The organism is Mesorhizobium sp. M7A.T.Ca.US.000.02.2.1, from assembly GCF_003996995.1.
Lineage (GTDB): Bacteria > Pseudomonadota > Alphaproteobacteria > Rhizobiales > Rhizobiaceae > Mesorhizobium.
This window is the reverse complement of sequence record NZ_RZTT01000350.1, coordinates 1-6445: the sequence shown is the minus strand read 5'-3', so window position 1 is coordinate 6445 and position 6445 is coordinate 1. Positions and strand designations below refer to the sequence as shown.

Annotated in this window: 5 protein-coding genes and 1 pseudogene; 4 read left to right on the top strand and 2 right to left on the bottom strand. The window is 59.6% G+C overall.

The window, feature by feature from the left end:
- On the top strand, nt 1-972 hold a 972-nt coding region (locus EOD15_RS25965; protein ID WP_148129642.1), incomplete at its 5' end, for a pitrilysin family protein.
- A gap of 415 nt (nt 973-1387) precedes the next feature.
- Nucleotides 1388-2863 carry an NAD-dependent succinate-semialdehyde dehydrogenase gene (locus tag EOD15_RS25960; protein ID WP_095486045.1) on the top strand — a complete coding sequence of 492 codons (1476 nt, stop codon included), beginning with the start codon at nt 1388-1390 and terminating at the stop codon, nt 2861-2863.
- A 784-nt stretch (nt 2864-3647) separates the two neighbouring features.
- Here the strand turns inward: EOD15_RS25960 and EOD15_RS25955 are convergent.
- The gene (locus EOD15_RS25955) at nt 3648-4163 is read right to left on the bottom strand and encodes a DUF2285 domain-containing protein (RefSeq protein ID WP_224570032.1); all 516 of its coding nucleotides are present in this window, start codon (nt 4161-4163) and stop codon (nt 3648-3650) included.
- Nucleotides 4164-5100: 937 nt separating this feature from the next.
- On the opposite strand from EOD15_RS25955, the pseudogene EOD15_RS25945 reads away from it, so the two are divergent.
- A pseudogene (locus EOD15_RS25945) lies at nt 5101-5413 on the top strand (IS256 family transposase); the annotation flags it as partial.
- Here the strand turns inward: EOD15_RS25945 and EOD15_RS35955 are convergent.
- Nucleotides 5382-5522 (bottom strand): hypothetical protein, encoded by a 141-nt coding sequence (locus EOD15_RS35955; RefSeq protein WP_164546995.1) that lies wholly within the window; start codon nt 5520-5522, stop codon nt 5382-5384. The pseudogene EOD15_RS25945 and the gene EOD15_RS35955 overlap by 32 nt on opposite strands.
- 771 nt (nt 5523-6293) lie before the next feature.
- On the opposite strand from EOD15_RS35955, the gene EOD15_RS37280 reads away from it, so the two are divergent.
- Nucleotides 6294-6422 (top strand): hypothetical protein, encoded by a 129-nt coding sequence (locus EOD15_RS37280; protein WP_135907184.1) that lies wholly within the window; start codon nt 6294-6296, stop codon nt 6420-6422.
- The last annotated feature ends 23 nt before the right edge of the window (nt 6423-6445 follow it).

The following is a 6445-nucleotide window of genomic DNA, read 5'->3' as shown; positions in this document are numbered from 1 at the left end:
GTGTGCATGCTTTCCAAAAAGCAGGACGCGGCGTTCGGCCTGCTTCGGCTCGCGCTGAACGCGCCGCGCTTCGACCAGGGGCCGATCGATCGCGTCCGCGCCGAGATTGTCTCCCGCATCGTCGGCAGCGAGCGAGACCCTAACGCCATCGCTCAGCGCAAATGGCTGCGCGCGATCTATGGCGCGCATCCTTGTTCAAGGCTGGGAGAAGGCACAAAAGAGAGCCTGCCCGGCATCACGCCGTCCGACCTCCGCGCCTTCCACCAGGCCATTTTCGCTCGCGACGGGCTCCATATTGCCGTGGTGGGTGACATTGACGCGAACACGTTGAGGGAAAGGCTTGACCAGCTGTTTGGTGATTTGCCTGAGCAACAAACCCTCGTCCCCGTCTACGATGTCGCGCCGAAACTCGGTCAACTGGTGGAGGAGAACTACGACCTGCCGCAGACTTCGCTGACGTTGGCCTGGCCTGGCGTGAAGCCTAGCGCGCCGGATTTCTACGCGGCCGTGCTGCTGAACGACATCCTTGGCGGCTCATACTTGACTTCCCGCCTTTACGAGGAGGTACGTCAAAAACGCGGCCTTGCCTATCACGTCAGCTCTGAACTAACCCTTGACTCGCTTCTGGTTACGACAGAGACACGCTCGGACTGCGCTGCCCAAACACTGAGCATCGTGCGAGATGTGGTAAAGCAGATGGCGCAGCAAGGACCGACCGGGGCCGAGCTCAAGGCGGCGAAGAAGCACCTGATCGGCGCCTATGCCATCGACCAACTGGGCTCGACCCGCTCGATTGCAGACCGGCTCCTGGATTTGCAGATTCACAAGGCCGACGTCGACTACAACCAGCGTCGCGCCCGCAGCATCGGTCGGGTGACGCTCAAACAGGTCAAGGCGGCGGCCAAAAAGCTGCTTTCGGCCGAGCCCGCCATTTTGGTGGTCGGCCCGCCGCTGGGCGGCAAGGATGAGTAAAGAAACTCATCTCACCTTCCTTCTTCATCGGGGCTTCTCGTGGGAAGCGCGAATGTGGAGGCCCGTGGGCCAAGCAGATCATGCAGACGCGCGGAGTCGTTTTCGCCGACCTTGCGCGGCATTGGCCGTCCGGCGGCCTCTCGCCGAAATGGCGCTCCTCAGCATGTATGCCGCCTTTTTGCAGAATTCAGTCGCATGCCACCAGCAGGCATGGTGGATGAAGCAAACATCCGACTGCTTAATCCATCAATTGATGAACCGCGGGCACTCAAACTAACGAAACTGCTGTCTTTTCATCGGGCTAGCGTGGTCTACCAGCTGCTTTGCCGAGGCCCTACGACGAACCCACTGGTGCAGAATACACACTGACGGCCTGTCGACCTGGATGTTCGCTGCGTTGAGGAGGAATCCGGTATTGCCCCTGTGCCTGCCGATGATCCGCCGTCTGAAATCCCCGCACCTGTTTGGAGCCATCGACCGCCTGCCGGCACTCGGCAGACCAGTTGGCAATAAGACGTTCGAGGTCGTCAATCCGTCGACCGGCGAAGTTTTGGCAGAGCTTCCCGATATGGGCGTGGAGGAGACACGTGCTGCGGTAGACAAGGCCTATGTTGCGCAGTCGGGATGGGCCGCGTTGACGGCCCGAGAACGTAGCGACGTTCTTTGGCGATGGCATCAGCTGATCATCGACCATGCAGGCGATCTCGCCGCGATTCTGACTGCGGAAATGGGCAAGCCGCTTGCCGAAGCCATTTCAGAGGTATCGCATGCGGCGGCGTATCTGCAATGGTATGCCGAGGAGGCCAATCGCGTCTATGGGGAGACGATCTCGGCACCCTCGACAGACCGCCGAATGCTAGTGATCAAGCAGCCCATCGGCGTTGTTGGCACGATCACGCCATGGAATTTCCCGGCCTCCATGGTGGCGCGCAAAATCTCGCCGGCCTTGGCTGCGGGCTGCACAATCGTGCTCAAGCCCGCTGAACAGACGCCGCTCGTGGCTGGCGCAATGTTCGCCCTCGCCCATCAGGCCGGCTTTCCCGATGGCGTGGTCAACCTGATCTATGCGTCCGAAGGTGATCGCGTGGGCCGTGAACTCTGCACCAATTCCAAGATTCGAAAGATCAGCTTCACCGGTTCGACCGAGGTCGGACGGCTGCTGATGCGTCAGTGCTCTGACCAGATCAAGAAGGTCAGCCTTGAACTCGGCGGCAATGCACCTTTCATCATCTTCGATGATGCCGACATTGACGGTGCTGTTGACGGTGCGGTCCAGGCGAAGTTCCGCAATGCCGGCCAGACCTGCGTTTCCGCGAACCGCATTTACGTCCAATCGAGCGTTCACGATGAGTTCGTCAAGAAATTCGTGGAAAGAATCCGGCACTTGTCGGTTGGCGACGGATTCGATGCCGGAGTGGACATCGGACCGCTCATCGACAAGCATGCTCTGGCCAAGATCGAGTCTCACATCGCAGATGCCATTGCGAAAGGCGGCACAATACGATGCGGGGGCCAGCGTATCGGCAAGAATGGCACGTTTTTCGAACCCACGGTCCTCACCGAGATTTCCAGCGTCATGGCAGTCGCGCAAGAGGAGACATTCGGGCCGCTCGCGCCGATCATTCGCTTCAACGATGCGGATCAGGTCGTGCGCGAGGCCAATGACACGATCTACGGCCTCGCCGCATACTTCTATGCCTCAAACCTGAAGCGGGTCTGGCGTGTGGCAGAGGCTCTGGAATATGGCATGGTTGGCATCAACACGGGACGCATGTCCTCGGAGGCGGCACCGTTTGGCGGGATCAAACAATCCGGCATCGGGCGGGAGGGTTCCCGTCATGGCCTCGAGGACTATCTGGAAATGAAATATCTTTGCATGGGCGGGATTTGAAACCTGCTGCACTGTCTCTCCGCCCCACCGGGGGGCGGCCTGCGGTCAATGCCGCCACCTAATTGGAAGTTCCAAACGCCGTTGACCTGAAACACGGATGCCCGGCAGGAGACTGAGCTCGCTGCCGGGCCGGACATGCCTTGGGAGGGCATAAGTCAGCGCTCCTAGGGCCGATGGGCCACTCAGTTCGTGCGCCTTTTGCCGATTGCGTTGCATGTGCCGTGCCAAGCCAAAAAGCATTGATAAACCGCCGATGGATCAGCTTTTGCCCTGTTGCGCATTCTACATTGTGGGATATGCGACAATGCCCAAGCGGTTGAATCGTCGTGTTGCAGAACCCCAGACGGGTCATGACTGCTATTCTTAGGACAGTGCGCAGCAAGCCGCTACTCGCTGCACTCCAGGCACACCATTTCCATAATCAAGCGGTGGGTGCTATGTTGACCGAGCTGTCGACCAGGGAACGGTGTGAGGCCTCAGATCCCTCCATATTGTTGCACCCGCCGGTCCAACAGGACTGCAGGTCCGGCCTCAAAGGATCTTGGCTGCTATGGCGACATTGCGGTGCACGCCGCTTTCCGACCAATGATGTGCGTCCAGGTCGAGGCCGGCCCTAATGAACCACCGCCTTGGCACCCTCGCCCATCTCATTTCGGCATCGACAAGCTAGACCAGAGCGCACTTGCAAGGCGCCATGCAGTCCTGTCGGCGGGCGAACTGTTGGTGACGGGTACAGCTGCGAGCGAACGTTCATCCACCGACGCACAGCGCGGACTGTCGCTTTTCAAATTAGGAAATCTCTGTAGCCACCATTCATGAGCGCGCGGCCACGCGAGACGGCCCGACGGATGCGGTCGCGCAGATGATCGCGAGGATCCGCCCAGTCGGCATGGACGCGCCGTTGACCGATGAGAACTTCGGCGAGCTCGCGATGAGGTGCTCCGGCGAGCGAACCGTCGAGCGCACGAAGAACGAAGGACAAACGAACGCCGCGCTTTTCCGGCGCAAACAAGCGGGGGGGCAACTGTTGCCCTAGACTGAGAGCATTGAGGCACTCCAGTCCCCTCAGTCGATGCTTTAAAAGCACCGCGGGCCAGATGGCTTGCGTATGCAGGCAAACAGGGTGGAGGATATTCGCGCCCGAGACGGCGAGCTGCAGCGCGTGGTCCGCATTGCGAAGAAGAACATGCTGGCTCTTGTCGGGCGCCAGCAGGACGATTGCACGACAGGGCAATGCCGAGAGTTCGAACGGCGGTGTCGGCGACGAGGCAGGCAACCGTTCCGCAATGACCGGCAGCACATGGACGCACCAGAGCGGACACCAGAATACGACCGAAGCGCGGCCACAAGACTCCGCGAAACAGAACACCCCAGCGTGACAGGTCGCCGGCCGACGCGACCATATCGAGAAAGGATTGGAGAGACCAAGTATTGCAATGCTGGCGCGCAGCGGTCAGATCGCGCTGGAACGCTGGATTGCGGCGTAAGAACTCCCAAGCCCACTCCCGCAGCGTCAGGCCAGCGGTGTAGTCGTATGATCTTTCATCCCGCCAATCGGCCTGATCCGCGCCAGTCAGGAGATTCATGACTGACATCCCCTGCCCGCGCCTGCGTGCGTCGAAACATTATGCCACTTCGCAAAGCATCGGCGAAGGCAGCAGACGTCGAAGACCCCGTTTCGTTGAAGCGTCAGCCATCGCCACTGTCGGCGACAGAAGATGTGCCCAAATTGCCACCAGACCGTCGAACTGGCACAGCGACGGCCAGCGCGACCTGGAATTGATCCCGTAACGGTCATCGGCTCCTGCGTCGCGATCCAGACGTCCCTTGAAGGCGCAGTAGCGCGGCAGTGGATCGCACGCTGCTTGTCGGCAAGTTGTCGTAGCGGCGGCGCCATAGGCACGGTCATCGGAGGGTCTCCTGCGGCAAGTTTTCGCCATTGGAGGCCAATCTCCCCGCTAGGGCAGCCTGTGCAGTTGCACAGGTGAAGCGGATCAATCAGGGGGGCCATGGCGGAAACTGGATGATGGCGGCTTGAGGAGAGCGGCGTATCGAGGCGGGTGATGAAGCCTGCCAGTACCTCTCAAGGAGAGTGATACGCCATGAACGAGACTATCAACACATTGTTCGCCTTCGTCAGCCCGACGAAATCGATGATACCCTGACGGATGTACTTCGCAGCGGCGGCGCGCAAATTGCTTGCGCATGCGATCGAGATGGAGGCCGAGGCGTATGCCAAGGCGGTCGACTGCCTGACGAAAGATCAAATTTGCGTCGCTGGCGCTCTACGATTTCCCCGCCCAACACTGGGATCATCTGCGAACGTCCAATCCCATCGAAAGCGTCTTTGCAACCGTTCGCTATCGCACGGTGCGTACCAAGGGCTCGCTATCCTCGAAAACCGCCCAGCTGATGGTCTTCAAGCTGTTGGCCGCGGCCAGGAAGTGGCGACGATTGAAAGGACAAAATCAGTTGCCGAAACTCATCGCAGGTGCCAGGTTCCTGGACGGAATCCAGGTCATCGAAACGAAGCCGCAGAGCGCCGCTTGATCAGCCTCGTCACCCAAATTCCAGCATAGCTCCATCGGAACTGCCAGCCTTCCTTGCCGATCAGGCGCATATCAGCGCTGACGATACCGAGGACGGCGATGGCGGTCACCTCCAGGCCGCCGAGTAACGACCCTCAAAACACCGCACTGGTCGAGGCCAGCCTGAACCGGTATCTTGTGCCTGCCCTCGGGAGTCGCTCTATCCACCATGTGATCGACACCGACATTGCTAACATCACCAAGAAGATCGTCGCCGGGGGTCACCCGCAAGCGGCTAACACGGCCTTCTGGTGTATGCGGGCATTTTTCAACTGGTGTCGCAAACCGCCGCAACGGCTCATCCGCGGTTTCCCCGCGAGGGATTGGAAAATCCGGATCCGGCCCCGATCGTCAAGCGCAAGCGAGTGGTGAACGATGCCGAACTGGCGGCTATATGAACGGGCTGTGAGCCCGAACCGGGCGATATCGGCTATTCGTTCGGCTCCATCGTCAAGCTGCTCATTCTGACCGGACAGAGGCGTACGGAAGTTGCCGCGATGCGTTGGTCCTCAACCTTGAAGCCGGAACATGGAACTATCGGGTGACCGCACGAAGAACGAAGAGCCTACGCTTATTCCGCTGTCCACACTGGCGGTGTCGGTCCCCCAGACGGTACCGAAGACCAATGACACGTTTTTTTCCCTGCGAGGGGCAACGAAAGAAGCCACTTCTCAGGCTACGCGAAGGGCAAGAAGGCTCTAGACGGCAAGGTCAATACTGACGGGGTGGCTTTGGAGAACTGGACCCTTCACGATCTGCGCAGGACGCTCGCGACAAATCTCGGCAGGCGGCAGGTATTGCCACACGTCATCGAGCACATACTGAATCACAAGGCGGCGTCCTTGACAGACATTGGCGAAATCTACAATCTCTATAGCAACGTCAAGGAGAAGCGCGAGGTGTTGCAGATGTGGTCAAATCACATCGAATGGCTGATCAAGCAGGCTGCGGATGACGCTCTGGCGGCGTAGCTGCTGGCATGGGCGGAAGATGC